This window comes from Homoserinimonas sedimenticola (assembly GCF_026094475.1).
Classification (GTDB): domain Bacteria; phylum Actinomycetota; class Actinomycetes; order Actinomycetales; family Microbacteriaceae; genus Homoserinimonas; species Homoserinimonas sedimenticola.
Genome location: NZ_JAPELL010000001.1, coordinates 880358 through 901809, shown reverse-complemented (window position 1 = coordinate 901809; position 21452 = coordinate 880358). Strand labels below are relative to the sequence as shown.

Genomic DNA, 21452 nt, shown 5'->3' with positions numbered 1-21452 from the left:
GTGTCGACGCTCTCCGATCTCGTCAGTGCCCAGGGTCGCCTCAGTGAGGCGGACATCGAGTGGCTCCACCTGCTCATCGGGGACTGGCAGCTGCTGGCCGACCTCGCCTTCGCCGACATCGTGCTCTGGGTGCCCTCGGCCGATGGCGGCTTCATCGCCGTGTCGCACGCGAGACCCTCGAGCTCTGCCACGCTGTTCTACCGCGACTTCGTGGGGCAGCCGGTCAAGCCTGAGTGGAAGAAGCAGGTGACGGATGCCTTCGAGAGCGGGCAGATCGTCGACTCCTCGGCACCCGACTGGTATGAGGAGACGCCCACGCGGGTGCGGGCTGTACCTGTCTTCCGCAGGCTTTCGGCGAGCGCACCCGAGACGACCGAGCATCCGATCGCCGTCATCTCGAAGCACACGAATCTGAGCGAGGCGCGCACCCCGAGTCGGCAGGAGCTGACGTTCAATGAATGCGCCAACGAGTTGTTCCGCATGATCGCGAGCGGCGATTTCCCCGATCTGGCCGCGCCGGCGGGGCCGCGCCGGGGCGCACCCCGAGCATCCGACGGTCTCGTGCGTCTCGACGTCGATGGTGACGTGACCTTCGCGAGCCCCAACGGCCTCTCTGCCTTCAACCGCATGGGCTTCTCGGGAGAGCTCGAGGGGGAGTCCCTCGCCGAGGTGACGACGCAACTGCTGGCGGGCAAGCTCATCGTCGACGAATCACTGCCGCTCGTCGTCACGGGCCGCGCACCCTGGCGCACCGACATCGAGGCGCGCGGAGTCACCGTGACCCTGCGCGCCATTCCTATCCGAGAGCGGGGCGAGCGCGTCGGCGCGATCGTGCTCTGCCGTGACGTCACGGAGCTCCGGCATCAGGAGCGTGAACTGATCACGAAGGATGCCACGATCCGCGAGATCCACCACCGGGTCAAGAACAACCTGCAGACCGTGGCGTCCCTGCTGCGCATCCAAGCGCGTCGCTCGCACAGCGAGGAGGCGCGGGAGTCTCTGAGCCAGGCGATGCGCCGCGTCGAAGCGATCGCGGTCGTGCATGACACCCTCAGCGAGGGCCTGACCCAGAACGTCAACTTCGACGTTGTCTTCGAGCGCGTGTTGCGCCTCATCGCGGAGGTCGCCTCCAACCACGGCACGAAGGCGACCGCGAAGTTCGACGGGAGCTTCGGCGAGCTGCCGAGCGCCTATGCGACGCCGCTCGCCCTCGCCCTCACCGAGCTCGTGACGAATGCCGTCGAGCACGGTCTCGCCGACCGTGAGGGGCAGGTCGAGATCGTCGTCGAGCGCACGCTCGAGATGCTTCGGGTGCGCGTGCGCGACAACGGAAGCGGCCTCCCCGAGGGCCGAGTGGGTGCCGGCCTCGGCACGCAGATTGTCCGCACCCTCATCCAGGGCGAGCTGAGCGGAACGATCGACTGGCACACCCTTATGGGCAGTGGAACCGAGGTGACGATCGAGATCCCGCTCGGCTGGATCGAGCGAGACTGACCGGCGGGCGCGACCGCGGGGCGCAGGACTTCGAACCAGACGCAAAACACCGGCCCACCATCTCTAGTGGGCCGGTGTTCGTGTGTGGAGAGTGTTGCGTCTAGGAGGCGCGGCGGGCGCGAGCGGCGCGGCGCTTGAGCGCGCGGCGCTCGTCCTCGCTGAGGCCGCCCCAGACTCCCGAGTCCTGGTTGGTCTCGAGGGCGTACTGAAGGCACATCTCGGTCACGCTGCAGCGAGCGCAGACCGACTTTGCCTTCTCGATCTGGTCCACGGCGGGACCGGTGTTGCCGACCGGGAAGAAGAGCTCGGGGTCAGCCGTGAGACATGCGGCGGAATCGCGCCAATCCATGCGTGTTGCTCCTTAGGTGAGCGCGACCCTTCACAGATCGCGCAGCGATACAGAAAAACCTCGGGTGAAAAGGGGGAGAATTGGGTTTCTCGGCAACTGCTCACTGCTCTGTGAGGGCTGAAATTTGCCTCCAATAGACTCTCATATCGGTTGTCGAAGATCAACGATTTTTTCCCTAAGGAAACACTGTGAACGCAGAGCGAAATATTGATGTGCTAGGCGATGAACCCCCGGTGAACGCTGGTCGTCGGCCCTTCGCGCTCCTCCTGCTCGCGTTCATAGTCGGTCTCGAGTGCCTCCTTCTGGGGGGGATCTCGGTGTTTCTCATCATCGAGCTGGTCGTCGAGGTCCCGACGTCCTACGCCTCCGCGATCGCCCTGCTCGTCATTGCCCTCATCGCCACGGCCTGGCTCTTCGCGCTCACGCTGAACACGCTCCGCGGGGCGCCCTGGGTGCGCGCAGGCGTCGTCGTCTGGCAGCTGCTTCAGATCGCAGTGGCAGTGGGGCTGCTGCAGGGGGAGACGGCGCGTCCCGACCTGGCGTGGGCTCTACTGGCCCCCTCGATCGTCGCGATCGTGCTCGCCTTCACGCGGCCCGTGCTGGCGGCAACCGCCCGCCCGGCGTAGGGCGAAGCATCCGCCCCCCGGCTCACGTCTCCGGGGTCGCATCTCCACGGTCAGACCTCGAGGAGCTTGCGGATGCGGGCGACGTGCCCCGTGGCCTTGACGTTGCGCAGGGCGTGCTCGATCGTGCCGTCCTCCCCGATGACGAAGGTCGAGCGGATCGTGCCCTCGATCGTTTTGCCGTAATTCTGCTTCTCGCCCCACGCGCCGTAGGCCTTGTGCACCTCGAGTCCGGGATCGCTGAGGAGAGGGAAGGTGAGGCCCTCGGCATCGCGGAACTTCTGCAGCTTGGCGGGCTCATCCTTCGAGACGCCCAGCACGGCGTAGCCGGCGGATGCCAGCGAGCTCAAGCTGTCGCGGAAGTCGCACGCCTGCGTCGTGCAGCCCGGCGTGCTCGCGGCAGGGTAGAAGTACACGATGACCCTGCGGCCGGCGAAATCGGAGAGCGATACCTCGGAACCGTCCTGGTCGGGAAGGGTGAAGGTGGGGGCGGTGTCTCCGACGGCGGGCAGGGTCTCGGGCATGGTTCTCCTTGCGGGGGAATGATCGGGGGAGGGGGCGGTTTCGACGACGCCCGCTACTCATGCTAATCTTGTTCCTCGGCGCTGAAGCTCGCTTCGCCGCCATGCACCTCTAGCTCAATTGGCAGAGCAACTGACTCTTAATCAGTGGGTTCCGGGTTCAAGTCCCGGGGGGTGTACAGCAAAGCCCCGCGCTTCTCGTGAAGCGTGGGGCTTCTTCTTTCCCGCCTTTCCCTGGGTGGGGTACAAAACGCCACCTGAACTGGGGTACAACGGCTTCTCCGACTTGAGCAACAATGGGGAGTTACTAGTTCGGGGGAAAAATGCCTCATGCCAATGCGGTGCGTTCAGCTACGACCGGTGTGGACGCCTCGCGGCCACCCGCGAAGAATCAGCCGCGCGCCGCGGGGGCGCTTGACCGCGTCATCCGTGCCCTCATGGGCGTCGCGATTGTGGCCAACGTCGGCTATCTCGCTGTGCTTCTGCTGCCCGGCGCACCGCAGCCGGCCTCGGTCGACATCATCCTGACCCTGACGATTGAGTGGTTTGCGACAGCGATCTTCTGGATCGTCGCCGTGCAGACCAGGTTCGCGCGATGGGACGTGACCCTGGCGGCGATCGGCATCACCTTCAACAGCCTGGGCGAGACCCACTACATGCTGGCGATGGATGAGACGGGGTACCTGCCATCTCCCGCACTCGCCGACATCGGCTACCTGTTCTACTACCCGCTCACGCTCGCGGCCCTCGTCGTGCTCGTGCGGCGCCAGTCGCGCAAGGCGACTGCTTCCGTGGCCTTCGACAGTCTCATCGCCGTGCTCGGGGCATCCGCGGTGCTCGCCGTCATTCTCTCTCCACTCTTCGAGTATGCGGTGACTGGGGGGTCATTCCTCGAGGGGGCGATCACCGCGGCGTACCCCCTCTTCGACATCCTGCTCATCGCCGTCATTGTGGCGGTCTCCGCCTCGCCTGTGCTCCGGATGGGGCCCCGCTGGCTGTTCCTCGTTGTCGGCCTTCTGCTCTTCACCGGGGCCGATATCGCCTACGCGCTGCTCGACTACAACGACGCCTATCTGGGAGGGACGCCTCTCGACGTGTTCTGGTGCGCCGCCGTGACGTTCGCGGCATGGTGGGTCATCGGCGTCGGCCAATGCGAACCTCAGCCTCGCGCGAAGGCCTCGATGGTGCGGGTGCTCCCCATTCCCGCTCTCGCAGTGCTGGCCGGTCTCGGGGTCCTCGTGCTCGGCACCCAGGTGACTGTGCCCGCGGTCGCTCTCGTTCTCGCGGCAGCCACTGTCGCGCTCGCCGCGATCCCCGTCATGTTCCGGCAGGCGGCTCTTGCGCGTCTCATCGAAGGGCAGGAGCAGGTCGTCGAGCGGTTGAAGGAACTCGACAAGTCCAAGAGTGACATCATCGGCACTGTCAGCCACGAGATGCGCACGCCGCTAACGTCAATCCTCGGCTTTCTCGAGCTCGTGCTGGACGGTTCTGGGGGGCCCATCCCTGGTGAGGCGAAAGACCTGCTGCGCGTCGCCGAACGCAGCGCGCGTCGGCTCGAGAACCTCGTCGGCAACATGCTCATGATGGCGCGCATGGAGGCGGGCAAGGCCGCCCCTGCTCTCGCCGCCGTCGAGGTCGGTCCGATGCTCAGGCGCGCCGCCCTGGCGCTGAGGCCGCTGTCGGCCTCTCGCGGCGTGGGCATCGATATCGACTGTGACGACCTCGTGATCGTGGAGGGCGATGAGGGCCAGCTGGAGCGCGTCTTCACGAACGTCATGGAGAACGCCGTGAAGTTCAGCCCGGCGAACGGCACGGTGCACGTCGAGGTCATGGTCGGAGTGCTTCATGAGGGCATGCGCGCGGTCACGATCACGATCGCCGACACGGGTATCGGCATCCCCGCCGACGAGCTGCCGCGCCTGTTCGAGCGCTTCTTCCGAGCCTCGACCGCACGAGAGAACATCGTGCCCGGCACGGGGCTGGGTCTCTCGATCGTGCGTGAGATTGTGCAGTCTCACGACGGAGACATCGCCGTCACGTCGACGGTCGGCGAGGGCACCACCTTCTACATCACACTGCCCGTCAGTGCCGCGACGCCGACGCCTTCCGAGCCCCTCGCGGCTCAACTGGCGGAATAGCCGCCTCTCACGGTGAGGGCATACCGCCGTTCACGTTCAGCGTCTCGCCCATGACATAGCTCGACTCGGGCGAGGCGAGGAACACATAGGCGGGCGCGAGCTCGGCGGGTTGCCCGGCGCGACCGAGCGGGGTCGACGAGCCGAACTCCGGCAGCTTCTCCTTCGGCTGTCCCTCGGTGACCTGCAGGGGCGTCCAGATGGGCCCGGGGGCGACACCATTCACTCGGATGCCGCGGGGCGCCAACTGCTGGGCGAGACCCTTCGTGAAGGCGTTGATCGACGCCTTCGTCGTCGCGTAGTCGATGAGGATCGGTGCCGGCATGTACGCCTCGATCGACGTCGTGTTGATGATGGAGGATCCGGCAGGAAGGTGCGGCAGCGCTGCTTTCGTGATCCAGAACATCGCGTAGACGTTGGTCTTGAAGGTGTTGTCGAACTGCTCGTCGCTGAGGTCCTCGAGCTTCTCGCAGAAGATCTGCCGTCCCGCGTTGTTGACGAGGATGTCGAGTCCACCGAGCCCGTCGACGGCCTGGGCCACGAGCTCACGGCAGAAGGCCGAATCGGAGATGTCCCCAGGGATGAGCACGGCGGTGCGGCCGGACTCCTCGATGACGGATGCGACGTGCCGAGCATCCTCCTCCTCTTCGGGAAGGAACGACATGGCGACATTCGCGCCCTCGCGGGCGAAGGCGATTGCGACGGCCGCGCCGATGCCCGAATCCGCACCGGTGACAAGTGCGCGGCGCCCCTCGAGGCGACCCGTCCCGCGATAGGTGCTCTCACCGTGGTCGACCTGCGGCGTCAGATCGGCGTCGAGGCCCGGCTCGGGTTGATCCTGCTTGGGTGGCTCCACCTTGGGGTAGCGGGTCACCGGATCGGTGAAGGTCAGCTGGTCTGGTGTGGGTGCCATTCTCGTCTCCTCTTGATCGTGTGGTCTCGATGAGGGATCACGTAGCCAGGCACGGTAGCCCGCAAGCCCGAGTGGTGGGTGAAAGCGGGCCTAGGATTCCGAGGTAGCCTGCGGCCACATGATGACTGCACTCCAGGCCGAAGGTGAGTCAGCAACCGACCTCGGCGGTCTCGTCGGTGCCGCCGCAACCGTGCTCGAGACGCTCGGTGAGGTCGGCGTGGGTGTGCTCACCCTCGTAGAAACGGTGTTTCCGCCCATTCCGAGCGAGGTTGTGCTCCCGCTCGCGGGCTTCCTCGCCCAGCAGGGGCGCATGAACTTCGTCTTCGTTCTCATCGCCGCGACGGCAGGCGGTTACCTCGGCGCGCTGGCGCTCTACGCTCTGGGGCGGCGCATCGGGGAGGAGCGCTCCATCCGCCTCCTATCGAAGCTCCCTCTCGTCGACCGTGAGGACTTCGAGAAGGCCTCGCGCTGGTTCCAGAGGCACGGGCGGCCCGCCGTGTTCTTCGGGCGGCTTCTTCCGGGCGTGCGCAGCCTCATTTCTCTGCCTGCCGGTGCTGAGAAGATGGGGGTCGCGAGCTTCAGCCTGTTCACGATCGCGGGCACTGCACTGTGGAACGGGCTCCTTGTCGGGCTAGGAGCCTTACTCGGCACGCAGTATCAGCTGATCGACCAGTACTCCTGGGTGCTTGACGCGGCTGTCGTCGCGGCGCTGGTCGGCGTCGTCGGATGGCTCGTGATCCGGCGCATCCGGCGCCGGCGCGCACAACAGGGTGACTAGCGGGCCTTGCGCGGCATCCGTAATCCGAGCCCGCCTAGCTCGATCTCACGGGCCCGCGCTGCCGTTGCAGGGGTGATGACACCGCGCTGCTCCAAGTCGGCGATCGCCGCCTCGAGGTCGGAGCGTATCCGCGCCGTCTCATCGGCGCTGATGCTGGCGAGTCGATCCCTCCGGTCGGCGAGGAGGTTGGCGGCCTTGAACGACAGTGAGTCGCTCGCCTGGTGCCGCAATCTCAGCACGAACATCACGAGGGCAAGCAGGGCGCCAAGGGCGGCCGACGCGATCGGAGGGATGACCCAGAACTCCCACGACGCGACTTCGGCAGCGCGTCCCCGCGCGGAGATCGACAACGATGCCATGAGGGCGAGTACGAGCGCGACCAGCGAATACCCGAAGGTGAAGCCATCGAAACGGCGTCCTCCAACGAGCCAAGCGATCGCCAGGATCGCAAGGGAAAGGAAGGTTGCCAGGAACATGCTTCCGGCCACGGGTATGGTCGCAGCGGGGTCGGAGTCGGGTGCCGCAGTGGCAAAGCGAGACCCGTCAGCCGCAATCGCAACGTACCCCCAGATCGGCGAGCCGAGCACGACGGCCGCGATCACCGAGATCGGGACTACGTACACCCAATGCCACCAAGGCAGAGTGCGCGTCCGCTTCCTCTGTGGCTCGCCATCAAGAACGTGCGGATGCGCGGCGAACGCCTCGCGCTCGATGCGATCCCAGCGCACAACAGAGCCGGGCTGGGTTCGTTGCGCTCTCGCCAGTGCGTTCACGAGCATCCTCCCCTCAATCGAATCCGCAAATGAAAGGCCATCGAGAGCCAGGCAGCCTCCGCGAACTAACCGGCGCCGCCAATGTCCTTCGTCGTGTCTCTGAGTGTCCCATGCACCGTGATCGGCTTGCGGGAGAGACCGACTGCACCGGCATCGGGTGACCGAGTGGATGCTGCGGCAACAGCATCCGTCGGGTCCGCCTTCGAGTAGCTGTGCCGCAGGTGCACCGGCTCGGTCTCCTCGCCTGCGAGCTTCGCCTGGCGGCGACGGTAGAGCAGATTGAGCACCTCGACACCGACCGCGAATGCCATGGGGCCGTAGATGAGCGCCTTGTCGATGTGCACGTCGAGGCCGTCGGCGATGAGGAACGCGCCGATGAGGATGAGGAACGCGAGCGCGAGCATCTTGACGGTGGGGTGGCGGTTGACGAAGCCGAAGATGTACTTGGCCGCGAAGAGCATGAGGCCGAAGGAGAGCACGACCGCGGCGATGATCACGACCATGTTGTCGACCATGCCGACAGCCGTGATGACGGAGTCGAAGGAGAAGACGATGTCGAGTAGGAGGATCTGCGCGAGCACAGCCCCGAAGGTCACGGTCTTCACGCGGCCCGCACCGTGCGACTCCTTGCCCTCAAGCTTCTCGTGGATCTCGGTGACCGCCTTGTAGACGAGGAAGAGCCCGCCGAGGATCAGCACGAGGTCGCGCCCCGAGATCTCGTTGCCGAAGACCTCGAAGAGAGTGGCGGTGAGCGAGATGATCCAGCCGGCGGCGAAGAGAAGGCCGATGCGGGTCACCATCGCGAGGGTGAGGCCCAGGTTGCGAGCCTTCGCCTGCTGCTCCACGGGCAGCTTGCTCGCGAGGATCGAGATGAAGATGACGTTGTCGACCCCCAGCACGATCTCCAGTACGAAGAGCGTCAGGAACGCGACGAGGAGCTCTGGGGTGAAGTCGAATGAGAAGTCCACGGTCCAGATGCTAGCGGGACGACTTTCAAAGAGGCGCCCGCCGTGCTCAGACGGTGGAGTGATCCCCGAGGCCGTGCCACGTGCGGTTGTGGTACACGAGTGGCGCTGATGGCTCCTCGGCCCGGTGAGACTGCAGGGCGTGCACAGCGATGACGGTCGAATTGCCCGCCTCCATGTGCTGCACGACGCGACCGCGGATCCAGCTGTCGGTGCCGAGGTAGTAGGGCTCGCCCGTGATGAGGCGATCCCAGCGCGAGCGATCAGCGAAACGGTCGATTCCGCTCGTGGAGCACAGACGCGCGAGATCGAGCTGGTCGACACCGAGCAGATGCACCACGAGGGTGTCGGCTCGCAGGATGGTGGGCGTCGCTGACGACTGTGACGAGACCGAGAACACCAGCAGTGGCGGCTCGGCACTGACCGAGAAGACGGATGTCGCGGTGAGGCCGACAGGACCCTCGCCCGCATCCGCCGTGATGACGGCGACGCCAGCGGGGTGGTTGCGGAAGACTGCCTTGAACTCCTCCGCGCTCAGACCATCGGATGCCGCAAGCTCACCCACCTCGCCGTGCCGGGCACCGGTGATACGCGAGACGGCGTGGGCGCCGACCGAGTGGGTCCTGCTTGCCGAGTACTGAGTCATCCTGACGTCCCTTGCTGAAGTCGGTGGCGGTGCCGTGGTTCCTCCCCAGTCTCACCCCATAGCCTGAAAGGGATTAACGGTGTTGCGCTGTGTGACATTCCCGGCTGCGTTTCTCTGCCGGCTCGGTGCCATTCCGGCTCAGAGAAGCCCTTCGCGCCCGCCCGAGACCCACTGGGGCGAACCGCTCCGGGCACCCCGCACGCGCGCGGAGATCGAGTCGAGCGTTGCAAGGTCATCGGGGCCGAGCTCGAGCGTCGCTGCCCTGAGGTTACTGGCGAGATGCTCGGGGCTCCTGGTGCCGGGAATGACCGAGACGGTCGCGCCAAAGGAGCGCCCCTTGGCAAGAAGCCACGCGATCGCCACCTCCTCCGTCGCGCGGCCAAGGCGTCGCGCGACCGACCGGACCTCCCGCGCGAGGGCGATGTTGGCGGGCAGGTTCTCGGGGTGGAAGCGCGGGAATGCCTTGCGCATGTCGTGCGCCGCGGCATCCGCATCAAAGGAATCGGTCAGGAGGCCGCGTGAGACGGAGGAGTAGGGCACGACCGCGATGCCGAGTTCGACCGCGGTCGGCACGACGTGCACCTCGATGTCGCGACTGACGATGCTCCACTCGGACTGCACGGCGGCGATGGGGTGCACGGCGTGCGCCCGCCGCAGTTCCTCACCGGTCGCCTCGGAAAGGCCGATATGGCGAACTTTGCCCGCCTGCACGAGTTCGGCGAAGGCGCCCACCGTGTCCTCGATGGGCACCTCGGGGTCGACCCTGTGCTGGTAGTAGAGATCGAGGTGGTCGGTGCCGAGACGACGCAGGGAGTCGTCGATGTTGGCGAGGATGGTCTCCCTGCGACCGCTGATGGTGCGACTGCCGACACCTGCCCCCATCGAGAGCCCGGTCTTGGATGCCAGGAAGACCTGCTCGCGGTCGCGCCCGCGGAGGAAGCGGCCGATGATCTCCTCGCTCGAGCCGTCACCGTAGATGTTGGCGGTGTCGATGTGCGAGACACCCGCGTCGAGCACGGCGGCGAGAAGGTGTTGGGCGGATGCTTCGTCGATCGGTCCGTACGCACCCCCGAGCGACATCGCCCCATAGCCGACGGGGTCGAGGCGCAGCGCGGCCTCGGTGCTCTGCTGGCTCACTCCGCCGACTTCTTGGGCGTGCGCGGCTTGGCCGGAGGCTTCGCGACGGGGGCCGTTGACGGCTTCGAGGCGTCGGCGGAGCCGGAGGAACTCGGGGGAGAGTCGGACTCGGGGGCTTTAGGGGCCGGTTCCGACGTGACATCCGGTGCCGGGCCGGGGGTGGGCGCCCCGTAGCCGTTCGTGGGCTGCCCGCCGTGCGGCTCGTGGCGGTTCACATAGATCTGGGCCGCCTTCGTGGCGACGAGCAGGAAGCGCACGAGCAGGAATACGAGGAGCGCGAAGACGCTGAAGGCCACGAAGGCGATGAAAAGCTGTGCCAGCCCCGCCGCGTAGTGGCCCACGTTCCATCGGTCCATGCTCAATGCTCCAGTTCGCGTGACTTCTCATTCTGGATCACGGTGCCGACGGCGATCCCGACGGCCGCCAGCCAGTGCACCCAGATGAGGATGAGCCGCCAGTCGTATGGGCCGTCTTTCGTGTGCTTGATGACGCTCACGCCGCCGAAGAGGGCGGAGATGACGCTGCCGCTGAAGAGGAACTTGCGCATTGGGTCTCCCATCTCTGGTCGCCGACCACGCTACCCCCGGTGCTCCCGAGTGCCCAGCCCGTGACCAGCAATGGGGGTACCCTGACAGGGAGGACACGTCCTCATCCTCCAGAGCGAGGAACACAAGTCACAGACACGGAGCACGCCTTAATGACTGCCCCAGCCGAACGCCATACCTTTGTCGTCGTCTCGAACCGGCTTCCCGTCGATCGGGTCATCGAGCCTGACGGTTCGGCCCGCTGGCAGCACTCCCCGGGTGGCCTCGTCACGGCGCTTGAGCCCGTCATGCAGCGCATGGATGGGGCGTGGGTCGGTTGGGCGGGCCAGCCCGATCTCGACATCGAGCCCTTCGAGAGCGACGGCATCAGCATCGTCCCCGTGCCCCTGTCACGCGAGGACGTGCGCCTCTACTACGAGGGCTTCTCCAACGACACGCTCTGGCCGCTGTACCACGACGTGATCGCGCATCCGCAGTATCACCGCGAGTGGTGGGACGCCTACGTGCGCGTCAATCGGCGATTCGCGGATGCCGCGGCCGCGACCAGCGAGCAGGGCGCGACGGTGTGGGTGCAGGACTACCAACTGCAGCTCGTGCCCAAGATGCTGCGCGAGACGCGCCCCGACCTCACGATCGGCTTCTTCAACCACATCCCCTTCCCGCCGTACGGGATCTATTCGCAGCTGCCGTGGCGCACGCAGATCATCGAGGGGCTTCTCGGTGCCGATGTCATCGGCTTCCAGCGGCTCGCCGACGCCAACAACTTCTCGCGCGCCGTGCGCCGGCTCAAGGGCTTCCCCACACGGGGTTCGACGATCGACGTCCCCCTCGTCGACGAGTCTCCCGGAGTGCGGGCGCACGGTCCCATCGCGGGCGGCAAGCCCTTCCGCACGGTCATCGCGCGGCAGTTCCCCATCTCGATCGACGCGCTCGGTTTTGAGGAGCTCGCCCGCCGCCCCGACATCCAGGCCCGGGCGAAGGAGATCCGCGAGGAGCTCGGCAACCCCAAGAAGGTCATCCTGGGTGTCGACCGCCTCGACTACACGAAGGGCATCGGCCACAGGCTGAAGGCCTTCGGTGAGCTCATCGCCGACGGTCGCGTCGAGGTGGAGGATGTCACGCTCGTGCAGGTCGCGAGCCCCAGCCGAGAGCGCGTCGAGGCCTATCGCCAGCTGCGCGACGAGATCGAGCTCATGGTCGGTCGCATCAACGGCGACTACGGCCACATCGGCCACGCTCCCATCAGCTACCACCACACGAGCTACCCGCGCGAGGAGATGATCGCCCTCTATCTGGCGGCCGACGTCATGCTCGTCACCGCACTACGCGACGGTATGAACCTTGTCGCGAAGGAGTATGCGGCGACGCGGATCGATGACGACGGCGTGCTGGTGCTGAGCGAGTTCGCGGGCGCCTCCGACGAGCTCAAGCGGGCCCTGCTCATCAACCCGCACGACATCGACGGCCTCAAGCAGACGATTCTTCGCGCCATCCAGATGCCGCGGGCGGAGCGTAGAACCCGAATGCGGTCGATGCGCAAGCGGGTCTTCGATCACGATGTCTCGAAGTGGTCTTCCGACTTCCTCGAGGTGCTCATGGCGAACGGACGCAAGGGCGGGTCGTGAGCGGCGACATTTCGTCCGGACTCGCTTCCGCCATTCGCCAGCTGGCGCGCAGCGAGCGGCTGCTGGTCGCTCTCGATTTCGACGGCACCCTCGCCCCGCTCGTCGACCGGCCCGAGGATGCTCGCGCCCTCCCCGAGGCGAGGGACGCCGTCGAGCGGCTCGCGGCGCTGCCGGAGACGCGTGTCGCCTTCATCTCGGGGCGCGCGATGGCGAGCCTCCTTGAGGTGGCTGCGCCGCCGGCATCCGCCCTGCTGAGTGGGTCCCACGGCGTCGAGACCAGGCTCGACGCAGAGCCGGGCGTCGAGCTGACCGAGCAGGAGAGGGCTGGCGTGCTGCGCCTGCGGGAGATTCTCGAGGGAGTCGCGGCCGAGCATCCGGGCACCTGGGTCGAGGTCAAGCCCGCTGGCTTCGCACTGCACAGCCGCGGGGTGGCGGCGGATGTCGCGGCCTCCGCCAACGCGAGCGCCCACGAGCGCGTGGTCGCCGAGCTTCCCGACACGACGGAACGCCACGGCAGCAACGTGCTCGAGTTCTCGGTGCGCTCGACGACGAAGGGCGACGCCGTGCGGATGCTGCGCGAGTTCTCCCGCGCGACGGCCGTGCTGTTCGCGGGCGACGACGTGACGGACGAGGACGGTTTCCGCGCACTCGGCGATGGCGACCTGTCGCTCAAGTGCGGCGGCGGTGACACCTCCGCCGAGTTCCGCGTCGAGGACCCGTCCGGCGTGGCCCGAGTCCTGGCCCTTCTCGCGGAGGAGCGCGCGACCCAATATTCCTGATTCGGAATCCTCACGGCATCCACGTCTGTAGGATGGATGCACTTTCGCCGCTCGCCACGTTCCTTGCGTACGCGCGCCGCCCGCCCTGAGAGACGGAGGTCACGTGCTGATATCACTGGCCTTCTTTGCGCTCGCGGCGCTGCTTGCTCCCGTGCTCGCCCGAGTATTGGGGCCGCGCGTCTTCTGGCTGCTCGCGCTCGTGCCCCTCGGCGCGCTGGCCGTCTCCGTGTCTGCGGCTCCTCGAGTTTTCGAGGGGGAGATCGTTCGCGAGTCGCTCATCTGGGTGCAGCACCTCGAACTCGCGCTTTCTTTCCGCCTCGACACGCTCTCCTGGGTGATGACGATCGTCGTGCTAGGCGTGGGAGCCCTCGTGCTCGTCTACTGCGAGCGCTACTTCGCCCCAGATGAACCCGGACTCGGGCGCTTCGCTGGCTTCTTCATCGCCTTCAGCGGAACCATGTACGGGCTCGTGGTCAGTGATGACATCTTCCTGCTCTTCATGTTCTGGGAGGCGACGACCGTCTTCTCCTACCTGTTGATCGCCCACTACACGGATCGGAAGGCGAGCCGCGGGGCGGCCCTGCAGGCCCTGCTCGTCACGACGGGCGGTGGGCTCACGATGTTCGTGGGGCTCATCGTCCTCGCGGCAGCTGCCGAGTCGACAAGCCTGAGCGAGATCGTCGCATCGCCTCCCGAGGGCGGCGCGGTGATGACGGCAGTGTTCCTCATCCTCGTGGGCGCTGTGTCCAAGTCGGCACTCGTCCCCTTCCATTTCTGGCTGCCGGCAGCGATGGCAGCACCCACGCCTGTGAGCGCCTACCTGCACGCGGCTGCCATGGTCAAGGCGGGCATCTACCTCATCGCCGCGCTCACACCGGGGTTCGCGAACATTCCCGGTTGGAGCGAGTCGCTCGTCGCACTGGGGGTCGTGACGATGCTCGTGGGCGGCTGGCGCTCGCTGCGGCAGACCGACATCAAGCTGCTGCTCGCCTACGGCACGGTCAGCCAGCTCGGCTTCCTGACCGTCATTGCAGGCTTCGGCTCGCGCACGGCGGCACTTGCCGCTCTCGCCCTGCTTCTCGCCCACGCCCTCTTCAAAGCGACCCTCTTCCTCGTCGTCGGTCTCATCGACCACTCGACGGGCACGCGAGACCTGCGGCGCCTGAGCGGCTTGGGCAGGCAGCGCCCCGTGCTCGCCATCGTCGCGACCCTCGCCGTGGCATCCATGGTGGGTTTGCCGCCGACCTTTGGATTCGTCGCCAAGGAGGCCGTCTTCACGGCGCTGCTCGAGGGCGATGCTCTCGGCATCCTCGCGTTGCTCGGCGTGGTCACGGGCTCGGTGTTCACGGTCGCCTACAGCGCACGTTTCCTCTGGGGGGCGTTCGCCCGCAAGGAGGGTGTGGAAGACACCGAGGTGCATCGCGACCGGTGGGACGCCCTCGTCTCGCCCGCGCTCTTGGCCGCGGGTGGGATAGGGCTCGGCCTGGTGGCATCCGTCGCAGATCCTGTCTTGGCGGGTTACGCTGTCGCGTTCCCCGCTGGTGGACACGAGTATCATCTGGCTCTCTGGCACGGCCTCGAGCCGGCTCTCGGGCTCTCTGCCCTCACCCTGCTGCTGGGCACCGCCCTGTTCTGGAAGCGCGAGCGCGTTGCCCGCCTGCAGGCGATGGTGCCCGCGACGGTCAACGCGGCGGACGGGTACTGGAAGGTTCTGCGCTTCATCGACCGCACGGCGGCCCGCGTCACCTCCACGACGCAGCGCGGCTCGCTACCCTTCTATCTCGGGGTAATCCTCCTGGTACTCGTTGCGACGGCAGGCACCTCGCTCGTGCTCAACGAAACCTGGCCGACGTCGTGGCGCCTGTGGGACTTCCCCTCCCAGGCGGCCGTGGGGCTCATCATGGTGATCGCCGCCGTCGCCGCTGTCCGAGCCGACAAGCGCTTCACCGCCGTCGTGCTCGTGGGCGTGACAGGTTACGGCCTCGCGACCCTCTTCGTGCTGCAGGGGGCGCCCGATCTGGCGTTCACGCAACTCCTCGTCGAGACGGTGACGCTCGTCGCCTTCGTGCTCGTACTGCGCAGGCTTCCCCGTCGCATCGGCGTCGCCCACGGGAGGCCGCGGCACCGTGCCGTGAGGGCAGCACTCGCGGTCGTCGTCGCGCTCACGATGTCGATCGTCGCCGTCACGGCGCTCGCCGCCCGCTCGACGGAGCCGATCTATCCCGAGTTCGCAGAGCTCGCGCGCACCCTGGGACACGGGGTCAACGTCGTCAACGTCGCCCTCGTCGACGTTCGCGCCTGGGACACGATGGGGGAGCTCTCGGTCATCATTGTGGCGGCGAACGGCGTCGCGAGCCTCGTCTTCCTCGACCGCCGCACTGACGATCTCGTGCGCCCACGGCTCACACGTGGCAGGCGGGGGCTCCTGCGGCAGCGCCCCATCACGGAACCCTCGCGTCCCATCGGCCGCTCTCGCGCTCTCGCCGAGACGGGCGAGAAGCGCCTTGCCTGGCTCCTCGCGGGGCGTACGTTGGCCCCAGAGAACCGGTCGATCCTGCTTGAGATCACGGTCAGGCTCGTCTTCCACTCGATCATGGTGGTGTCGCTCTTCGTGCTGTTCAGCGGTCACAACGCACCCGGCGGCGGATTCGCCGCGGGTCTCGTAGCCGGCATGGCGCTCGTCGCGCGCTACTTGGCGGGAGGACGCTACGAACTGGGCGCCGCCGTGACGATCGACGCCGGCCGGCTCCTCGGCTCAGGTCTCGTGCTCGCGGTCGGCTCCGCCGCCGTCCCACTGCTCTTCGGAGCGGATGCTCTCACCTCGGCGTTCATCGAGGGGGAGCTTCCACTCTTCGGCCACGTCGAGTTCATCACCTCGACCATCTTCGATGTCGGCGTCTACCTCATCGTGATCGGTCTCGTGCTGGACGTGCTCCGAAGTCTGGGCGGCGAGGTCGACCGCCAGCAGGAGGAAGAGGACCCGCGCACGCCGCATGAGCGGCTCGAGGGGAGGGCCGACGCATGACCGCGTCCCTCACCCTCGTCATCGTGATGGCGGTGCTCTATGCCACGGGCGTGTATCTCCTGCTTGAGAGGAGCCTCACGCGCGTGCTGCTCGGGTTCCTGCTCGTCGCCAATGCCACGAGCCTCCTCCTGCTCATCATGGCGGGCCCGGATGGCCTGGCCCCCGTGCTCGACAACGGCACCGAGATATCCCAGATCGCCGACCCGCTGCCACAGGTGTTCGTGCTCACGGCGATCGTCATCACCTTCGGGGTGTCGGCATTCCTCATGGCCCTGATCTATCGGTCGTGGCGACTCTCGAAGGCGGATGAGGTCATCGACGACGCCGAGGACCTTGCGATCGCCCAGCGCGACGCCAACGTCGAGGCGGAACTCCTCGACCCGGACCATCAGGACCAGGAGGTCGATCACCTGGACGAGCTCAGCGCCGCGCACGACCTGGCCGAGACAGGCGAGGAGGAGAAGCAGTGACCGCTCTCGTTCCCCTCGTCGTGATCTTGCCGCTCCTTGGGGCGGCCGGCGCCCTCATCGCGGGCCGGCACACCCGGCTGCAACGGCTGGTCACGGTGGCCGCCCTCGTCGCCGTGCTCGCCGTCAGCGTCGCGCTCCTCATCGAGGTCGACCGCCAGGGCGCGCTCGTCATGACGGTCGGCGGCTGGGAGCCACCCTTTGGCATCTCGCTCGTGGTCGACAGGCTCTCGGCGCTCATGCTGATCATCTCCGCGATCGTGCTCCTCGCGGTGCTTGTGTTCTCCGTGGGACAGGGCATGGCCGACGGCGACGATGAGACTCCTGTCTCCATCTACCACCCGACCTATATGGTGCTCGCCGCGGGCGTCTTCAACGCCTTCATCGCCGGCGACCTCTTCAATCTCTACGTCGGCTTCGAGATCCTTCTGGTAGCAAGCTACGTGCTCATCACCCTGGGTGGCACGGGGGCGCGCATCCGGGCGGGCGTGACCTACATCATCGTGAGCCTCGTCTCCTCCGTGCTGTTCCTCGCCGCGATCGCTCTGATCTATGGGGCGCTCGGCACGGTCAACATCGCGCACATCTCGCTCCGGATGCAGGACCTGCCGTCCGACATCCAGCTCATCCTGCACGTCATGCTGCTCATCGCCTTCGGCATCAAGGCGGCCGTGTTCCCACTGTCGTTCTGGCTGCCGGACTCGTATCCGACTGCTCCGGCTCCGGTCACGGCGGTGTTCGCGGGCCTGCTGACGAAGGTCGGCGTCTACGCGATCATCCGCACCGAGACGATCCTCTTCGCCGACAGCGACATCAACGAGGCGCTCATGGTCGTCTCGCTCCTCACGATGGTGGTCGGCATCCTCGGTGCTGTCGCCCAGGCGGATATCAAGCGACTGCTCTCCTTCACGCTCGTGAGCCACATCGGCTACATGATCTTCGGCATCGCGATGGGCACCGTGGCGGGTGTGGGGGCGACGATCTTCTACATCGTCCACCACATCACGGTGCAGACGACCCTCTTCCTTGCGGCCGGGCTGGTCGAACGCCAGGGCGGCTCGACCTCGATCAATCGGTTGGGCGGGCTGCTCCGATCTGCTCCCGTCATTGCCGTGCTGTTCTTCATCCCCGCCCTGAATCTCGGCGGCATCCCCCCGTTCTCCGGCTTCATCGGCAAGCTCGCCCTCTTCCGAGCGGGTGCCGAGACGCCCGACGTGCTCATCTGGGTCGTCATCGCGGGCGGGACCCTCACCTCCCTCCTCACCCTGTACGCGCTCGCTCGCGTTTGGAACATGGCGTTCTGGCGCCAGGAGTCGGAAGTCGAGACCTACCAGTCGTCTCTCCTCGATCAGCTGAGTGAGGCGCCCGGACCAGCGCAGCAGCAGGAGAGTCGCAACTCGCCCGCCCTCATGACGTGGTCGACTGCGGGGATGGTCGCCGTCACGGTCTCGTTGACGATCTTCGCGGGGCCGCTCTACGGTGTCTCCGCGCGAGCCGGCGAGAACCTGGGGAACCCGCGCACTTATACGAGCCTCGTCTTCCCCAACGTCGTCGACGAGTCGCAAATCGACGTGAGCGAGGGGAGCGGGCAACCATGACGGCCGAGAACCCCTCGCGCGGCTCGGGGCGCCGCAATCTCGTCAGCCAGCTTCCCCTTCTCGTCTGGCTGGTGGTCCTGTGGATGCTGCTGTGGGGCTCGCTCTCTGCGCTGACGATCGTCACGGGCATCCTCATCGCGGTCATCGTGACGCGCCTCTTCTATCTGCCCCCGGTCGAGCTCTCCGGGCGTTTCAACCCATGGTGGGCCCTCGTCTTCGTCGTGACCTTCATCTGGGATGTCGTCAAGGGTTCCTTCCACGTCGCGTGGATCGCCGTGAACCCGCGCCGCACGCCCGACAGCTCCGTCGTCGCAGTGCAGTTGCAGAGCCGATCCGACCTCGTGATGCTGCTTGTCTCGCTCAACATCTCCCTCGTGCCCGGCTCGCTCGTGATCGAGGCAGACCGCTACCGAGCCGTGCTCTACATCCACTCCCTCGATGTCCACGACGCAGACTCGATCACGAGGGCGAAACAGATCGTGCACCGGGCGGAGCGCCGGATCCTGCGCGTCATCGGATCCAAGGAGGAGCTCATGCGCTGCGAGCGAGCGGAGGAGTCAGCGTGACGATCATGTTCGCCGCCATCGGCATCCTCTTCCTTCTCGCGGCCCTCGCATCCGTCTACCGGATCGTGCGCGGGCCCGCCATCCTCGACCGCATGATCGCGTGCGACATGCTGGTGACCACGATCATCTGCGTGCTGGGGGTCGATATGGTCTACAACCACCACACCCGGACGGTGCCCATCATGGTCGTCTTGGCCCTCATCGCGGTCTTCGCGAGCATCACGGTGGCGCGCTATGTGTCGAAGCAGACCGCTGAACGCCGCTCGCCCGGTCACAATCCCGCGGCACGGGAGAAGAGACGATGACGCTCGACTCCGTGCTCGATGTGCTCGCCGCGGTCTTCCTCATCGTGGGAGGTCTCTTCTCCCTCGCAGCAGGCGTTGGCCTCGTGCGCTTCCCGGACGTGCTCGCGCGAATGCACGCGGCGACCAAGCCCCAGGTGCTCGGTCTCATGCTCGTGCTGAGCGCGATCGCGATCTCGCAGCGCAGCTGGGCAGTGCTTCTGACCCTCATCCCGATTCTCCTGTTCCAGATGCTCACGGCCCCGATCTCGGCACACATGATCGGGCGGGCTGGGTACCGCGCAGGCAACGTCGACGAGGCCTACCTCTACGCCGACGAGCTCGACGACGCCATTGAGGCGGCCCAGGAGGAGCGGGCCCGTGAGGAAGGTTCTCCCGGTGTCTGAGGAGCGCTCCGTCTCGTCTTCTGTGGGGAAGGGGCATCTCCGCGGGGCAGTAAACTTGCCGCATGCCTGAGATCGACATGAAACCCCGCAGCCGCGTCGTCACCGACGGAATCGAGGCGACGACGTCACGAGGGATGCTGCGGGCCGTGGGGATGGGGGATGCTGACTGGGAGAAGCCGCAGATCGGCATCGCAAGCTCCTGGAACGAGATCACCCCCTGCAACCTGAGTCTCGGCCGGCTCGCCCAGGCAGCCAAGGAGGGCGTGCACTCGGGCGGCGGCTACCCCCTCCAGTTCGGCACCGTCTCCGTCTCCGACGGCATCTCGATGGGTCACGAGGGTATGCACTTCTCGCTCGTCTCCCGCGAGGTCATCGCCGACTCAGTGGAGACCGTCATGATGGCCGAGCGGCTCGACGGCTCGGTCGTGCTGGCCGGTTGCGACAAGTCCATCCCCGGCATGCTCATGGCGGCGGCGCGACTCGACCTGGCATCCGTCTTCCTCTATGCGGGCTCGATCGCCCCCGGTTGGGTCAAGCTCAGTGACGGCACCGAGAAGGACATCACGATCATCGACTCCTTCGAAGCGGTCGGCGCGGTCAAGGCCGGACGGATGTCGGAGGCCGACGCAAAGCGGATCGAGTGCGCCTTCGCTCCCGGCGAGGGCGCGTGCGGTGGTATGTACACGGCCAACACCATGGCGAGTGTCGCGGAGGCCCTGGGAATGAGCCTGCCCGGCTCGGCCTCGCCGGCCTCGGCCGACCGCCGTCGCGACTACTACGCGCGCCGCAGCGGAGAGGCGGTTGTCGAGATGCTGCGTCTCGGCATCACGGCACGCGACATCCTCACAAAGAAGGCTTTTGAGAACGCGATCGCCGTGGGCATGGCCCTCGGAGGTTCGACGAACATCATCCTGCACCTCCTGGCGATCGCCAACGAGGCCGAGGTCGAGCTCACTCTCGATGACTTCAACCGCATCGGCGATCGCGTTCCGCACATCGGCGACCTCAAGCCCTTCGGCAAGTACGTCATGAACGACGTCGACCGGCACGGCGGTCTCCCCGTGCTCATGAAGGCACTGCTCGACGCGGGTCTCATGCACGGCGACGCCCTGACAGTGACGGGTAAGACCCTCGCCGAGAACCTGGCAGAGCTCGACATCGACCCGCTCGACGGAGAGGTGCTGCGCACTCTCGACAACCCCATCCACGCGACGGGCGGCCTCGCCGTGCTCAAGGGGACGTTGGCCCCCGAGGGCGCCGTCGTCAAGACCGCGGGCTTCGACGCCGCCGTCTTCGAGGGCCCGGCACGAGTATTCGAGCGCGAGCGTGCCGCCATGGATGCTCTCACCGAGGGCTCCATCAAGGCCGGCGACATCGTGGTGATCCGCTACGAGGGCCCCAAGGGCGGGCCGGGCATGCGCGAGATGCTCGCCATCACGGCGGCGATCAAGGGCGCGGGGCTCGGAAAAGATGTACTACTCTTGACGGACGGACGATTCTCAGGCGGCACAACCGGCCTGTGCATCGGCCACATAGCACCCGAAGCGGTCGACGCAGGTCCGATCGCCTTCGTGCGCGATGGTGATCTGATTCGGGTCGATATCGCAGCCCGCTCTCTCGACCTACTCGTCGACGAGGCCGAGCTGGCAGCCCGCCGCGACGGTTGGGCTCCACTTCCTCCGCGCTATACCCGTGGCGTTCTCGCGAAGTACTCCAAGCTCGTGCGCTCCGCCTCGGAGGGCGCGATCACGGGGTAGTCGCCCCCTCCTTCAGTGCCGGGCCCAGCACCGGCTCCACCACTCGTGTTCACGATGCAAGGATCCAA

The 21452-nt window shown here is 66.6% G+C and carries 22 protein-coding genes and 1 tRNA gene; 14 read left to right on the top strand and 9 right to left on the bottom strand.

Annotated features, from left to right (window positions below):
• Window positions 1-1494 carry a sensor histidine kinase gene (locus tag OH146_RS04205; RefSeq protein WP_265157656.1) on the top strand — a complete coding sequence of 498 codons (1494 nt, stop codon included), beginning with the start codon at window positions 1-3 and terminating at the stop codon, window positions 1492-1494.
• Between the two features lie 100 nt (window positions 1495-1594).
• Here OH146_RS04205 and OH146_RS04200 read toward each other — a convergent pair whose 3' ends face one another.
• On the bottom strand, window positions 1595-1843 hold the full coding sequence (locus OH146_RS04200; protein WP_265157654.1) for a WhiB family transcriptional regulator: 249 nt from the start codon (window positions 1841-1843) through the stop codon (window positions 1595-1597).
• Between the two features lie 233 nt (window positions 1844-2076).
• Between OH146_RS04200 and OH146_RS04195 the strand changes: the two genes are divergently transcribed.
• Window positions 2077-2469 carry a hypothetical protein gene (locus tag OH146_RS04195; protein ID WP_265157652.1) on the top strand — a complete coding sequence of 131 codons (393 nt, stop codon included), beginning with the start codon at window positions 2077-2079 and terminating at the stop codon, window positions 2467-2469.
• A 50-nt stretch (window positions 2470-2519) separates the two neighbouring features.
• On the opposite strand, the gene bcp is transcribed toward OH146_RS04195, so the two are convergent.
• Window positions 2520-2990: a thioredoxin-dependent thiol peroxidase gene (gene bcp, locus OH146_RS04190; RefSeq protein ID WP_265157650.1), complete on the bottom strand. Its 471-nt coding sequence runs from the start codon at window positions 2988-2990 to the stop codon at window positions 2520-2522.
• A gap of 103 nt (window positions 2991-3093) precedes the next feature.
• Between bcp and OH146_RS04185 the strand changes: the two genes are divergently transcribed.
• Together OH146_RS04185 and OH146_RS13880 are read left to right on the top strand one after the other, a co-directional pair.
• Window positions 3094-3166, top strand: a tRNA-Lys gene (locus OH146_RS04185).
• Between the two features lie 162 nt (window positions 3167-3328).
• Window positions 3329-5125, top strand: a complete 1797-nt coding sequence (locus OH146_RS13880; RefSeq protein WP_265157648.1) for a sensor histidine kinase — start codon at window positions 3329-3331, stop codon at window positions 5123-5125.
• 7 nt (window positions 5126-5132) lie between these two features.
• Here the strand turns inward: OH146_RS13880 and OH146_RS04175 are convergent, their stop codons facing one another.
• On the bottom strand, window positions 5133-6035 hold the full coding sequence (locus tag OH146_RS04175) for an SDR family oxidoreductase (RefSeq protein WP_265157646.1): 903 nt from the start codon (window positions 6033-6035) through the stop codon (window positions 5133-5135).
• Between the two features lie 118 nt (window positions 6036-6153).
• Between OH146_RS04175 and OH146_RS04170 the strand changes: the two genes are divergently transcribed.
• Window positions 6154-6813, top strand: a complete 660-nt coding sequence (locus OH146_RS04170; RefSeq protein ID WP_265157644.1) for a DedA family protein — start codon at window positions 6154-6156, stop codon at window positions 6811-6813.
• On the opposite strand, the gene OH146_RS04165 is transcribed toward OH146_RS04170, so the two are convergent.
• The 6 genes from OH146_RS04165 to OH146_RS04140 all read right to left on the bottom strand — a co-directional run bounded on the left by OH146_RS04165 (window position 6810) and on the right by OH146_RS04140 (window position 10881).
• A complete protein-coding gene (locus OH146_RS04165; protein ID WP_265157642.1) occupies window positions 6810-7436 on the bottom strand; it encodes a hypothetical protein in 627 nt (208 codons plus the stop codon). The two genes, OH146_RS04170 and OH146_RS04165, sit on opposite strands and share 4 nt — an antisense overlap.
• Before the next feature lie 215 nt (window positions 7437-7651).
• Window positions 7652-8554: a TerC family protein gene (locus OH146_RS04160; protein WP_265157640.1), complete on the bottom strand. Its 903-nt coding sequence runs from the start codon at window positions 8552-8554 to the stop codon at window positions 7652-7654.
• Window positions 8555-8600: 46 nt separating this feature from the next.
• Window positions 8601-9197, bottom strand: a complete 597-nt coding sequence (locus OH146_RS04155) for a flavin reductase family protein (RefSeq protein ID WP_265157638.1) — start codon at window positions 9195-9197, stop codon at window positions 8601-8603.
• 138 nt (window positions 9198-9335) lie between these two features.
• On the bottom strand, window positions 9336-10334 hold the full coding sequence (locus OH146_RS04150) for an aldo/keto reductase (RefSeq protein ID WP_265157636.1): 999 nt from the start codon (window positions 10332-10334) through the stop codon (window positions 9336-9338).
• Window positions 10331-10690 carry a hypothetical protein gene (locus OH146_RS04145; RefSeq protein ID WP_265157634.1) on the bottom strand — a complete coding sequence of 120 codons (360 nt, stop codon included), beginning with the start codon at window positions 10688-10690 and terminating at the stop codon, window positions 10331-10333. Before OH146_RS04145 ends, OH146_RS04150 begins: the two co-directional genes overlap by 4 nt.
• Window positions 10691-10692: 2 nt before the next feature.
• Window positions 10693-10881, bottom strand: coding sequence for a hypothetical protein (locus OH146_RS04140; RefSeq protein ID WP_265157632.1), 189 nt, complete (start codon window positions 10879-10881; stop codon window positions 10693-10695).
• 150 nt (window positions 10882-11031) lie between these two features.
• Here OH146_RS04140 and OH146_RS04135 point away from each other — a divergent pair, with 150 nt between their 5' ends.
• From OH146_RS04135 to ilvD, 9 genes are all read left to right on the top strand, one after another.
• Window positions 11032-12504: an alpha,alpha-trehalose-phosphate synthase (UDP-forming) gene (locus OH146_RS04135; protein ID WP_265157630.1), complete on the top strand. Its 1473-nt coding sequence runs from the start codon at window positions 11032-11034 to the stop codon at window positions 12502-12504.
• On the top strand, window positions 12501-13283 hold the full coding sequence (otsB, locus tag OH146_RS04130) for a trehalose-phosphatase (protein ID WP_265157628.1): 783 nt from the start codon (window positions 12501-12503) through the stop codon (window positions 13281-13283). Before OH146_RS04135 ends, otsB begins: the two co-directional genes overlap by 4 nt.
• A 103-nt stretch (window positions 13284-13386) precedes the next feature.
• The gene (locus OH146_RS04125) at window positions 13387-16308 is read left to right on the top strand and encodes a Na+/H+ antiporter subunit A (protein WP_265157626.1); all 2922 of its coding nucleotides are present in this window, start codon (window positions 13387-13389) and stop codon (window positions 16306-16308) included.
• Entirely contained in the window at window positions 16305-16778 is a 474-nt protein-coding gene (locus OH146_RS04120; protein WP_265157624.1) for a Na(+)/H(+) antiporter subunit C, read from the top strand. The genes OH146_RS04125 and OH146_RS04120 overlap by 4 nt, the downstream gene beginning before the upstream one ends.
• Window positions 16775-18373 (top strand): Na+/H+ antiporter subunit D, encoded by a 1599-nt coding sequence (locus OH146_RS04115; RefSeq protein WP_265157621.1) that lies wholly within the window; start codon window positions 16775-16777, stop codon window positions 18371-18373. The genes OH146_RS04120 and OH146_RS04115 overlap by 4 nt, the downstream gene beginning before the upstream one ends.
• The gene (locus OH146_RS04110; RefSeq protein WP_265157619.1) at window positions 18370-18939 is read left to right on the top strand and encodes a Na+/H+ antiporter subunit E; all 570 of its coding nucleotides are present in this window, start codon (window positions 18370-18372) and stop codon (window positions 18937-18939) included. Before OH146_RS04115 ends, OH146_RS04110 begins: the two co-directional genes overlap by 4 nt.
• Window positions 18940-18944: 5 nt before the next feature.
• Window positions 18945-19244: an MrpF/PhaF family protein gene (locus tag OH146_RS04105; RefSeq protein WP_265160648.1), complete on the top strand. Its 300-nt coding sequence runs from the start codon at window positions 18945-18947 to the stop codon at window positions 19242-19244.
• Entirely contained in the window at window positions 19241-19627 is a 387-nt protein-coding gene (gene mnhG, locus OH146_RS04100; RefSeq protein WP_265157617.1) for a monovalent cation/H(+) antiporter subunit G, read from the top strand. Before OH146_RS04105 ends, mnhG begins: the two co-directional genes overlap by 4 nt.
• A 62-nt stretch (window positions 19628-19689) precedes the next feature.
• Window positions 19690-21384: a dihydroxy-acid dehydratase gene (gene ilvD, locus OH146_RS04095; protein WP_265157615.1), complete on the top strand. Its 1695-nt coding sequence runs from the start codon at window positions 19690-19692 to the stop codon at window positions 21382-21384.
• Window positions 21385-21452 lie beyond the last annotated feature (68 nt).